This is a genomic window from Vibrio sp. M260118 (genome assembly GCF_036533755.1).
Taxonomy (GTDB): domain Bacteria; phylum Pseudomonadota; class Gammaproteobacteria; order Enterobacterales; family Vibrionaceae; genus Vibrio.
Genome location: NZ_JATABG010000595.1, coordinates 1 through 1,258, shown reverse-complemented (window position 1 = coordinate 1,258; position 1,258 = coordinate 1). Strand labels below are relative to the sequence as shown.

Here is a 1,258-nt window from a genome sequence, read left to right as displayed (position 1 = left end):
GTAAATTCTCTGGAGAAGCCGCTGAAATGCCTCAAACTGAAGTCGCAAGCTTTGAAAAACAGCCAGAGCCTAAACCAGTCGAAACAGAAAAAGCTTCTAAGAGCGCTTAGTATTATCGAAGCAGACGGATTAACTCGCTGCTGCGCTTATTTAATCCTTATGTTTCCGCTTTCAAGCCTCTTAAAACGAAAAAATCCGAGTGTCTTACGATACTCGGATTTTTGTATTCATTTCTGGCAGATTAACGCTGTTTGTTACGCGCGTTCTGTTGACCAGCACCCTTTTTCGGCTTACGGCGAGATGGGTTATTGCTACGACCACCACCGCTGTTTACGCGCTCTTCATGACGTTTCACTGCACGACGGATCTTCTGGCTACGTGAACGCTCACGTTTACGAGAAGAGTTCGCTTTGTTTTCATCAAGCAGTGTCTCTTTCTCTGGGCGAAGTTCAACGAGTTCGCGCAGATAATTAACCTCTTTAAGATCTAGTTCCATCCATCCACCACGAGGCAGCTTCTTGTCGAGGTAGATATCACCGTAACGAACACGCTTCAAGCGGCTAACTGTCGTGTCTTGAGATTCCCACAAACGACGAACTTCGCGGTTACGACCTTCGTTGATAGCTACGTAGAAAGTGTGGTTCATACCATCACCACCTGCGTAAACAACATCTTCGAAGCGAGCTTTACCATCTTCTAGCTCAACACCACGAACTAGGTTCTTCACTTTCTGCTCGGTTACTTCACCGAATACACGTACTAGGTATTCACGCTCAACTTGACGACTTGGGTGCATCAAACGGTTTGCCAGTTCACCGTCAGTCGTAAACAGCAGCAGACCAGAAGTGTTCGCATCAAGACGACCAACAGAGATCCAACGTGAACCGCGGATTTTTGGCAGACGGTCAAATACAGTGCGACGACCTTCAGGGTCATGACGAGTACACAGTTCACCTTCAGGCTTGTAGTACGCAAGTACTCGACAAATCACCTCTTCCTGCGCTTTTGCAGAAACAGTGTGGCCGTCAATACGCACAACTGCATTTTCATCTTCTAGTCGTTCGCCAAGCTTAGCTACGATACCGTTCACACTCACGCGTCCTGCTTTAATCAAAGCTTCTAGCTCGCGTCGAGAGCCATGACCAGCTCGAGCTAATACTTTCTGTAATTTTTCGTTCATTTATCTACCTATGTGTCGTCTTCTCAGACGTCGAATAAACTATTGCGACCCGAAATCGCGGCCGCATATAATAGCAAA

1 protein-coding gene is annotated in these 1,258 nt (G+C 46.8%); it reads right to left on the bottom strand.

Annotated elements, in window-relative coordinates; all coding sequences use genetic code 11:
• Window positions 1-241: 241 nt before the first annotated feature.
• Window positions 242-1,180: a 23S rRNA pseudouridine(2605) synthase RluB gene (gene rluB, locus QTO00_RS19875; RefSeq protein ID WP_331426284.1), complete on the bottom strand. Its 939-nt coding sequence runs from the start codon at window positions 1,178-1,180 to the stop codon at window positions 242-244.
• Window positions 1,181-1,258 lie beyond the last annotated feature (78 nt).

Coding starts and splice junctions, on each gene's coding strand:
- rluB (WP_331426284.1), bottom strand. CDS start 1,180: ATGAACGAAAAATTACAGAAAGTATTAGCTCGAGCTGGTCATGGCTCT.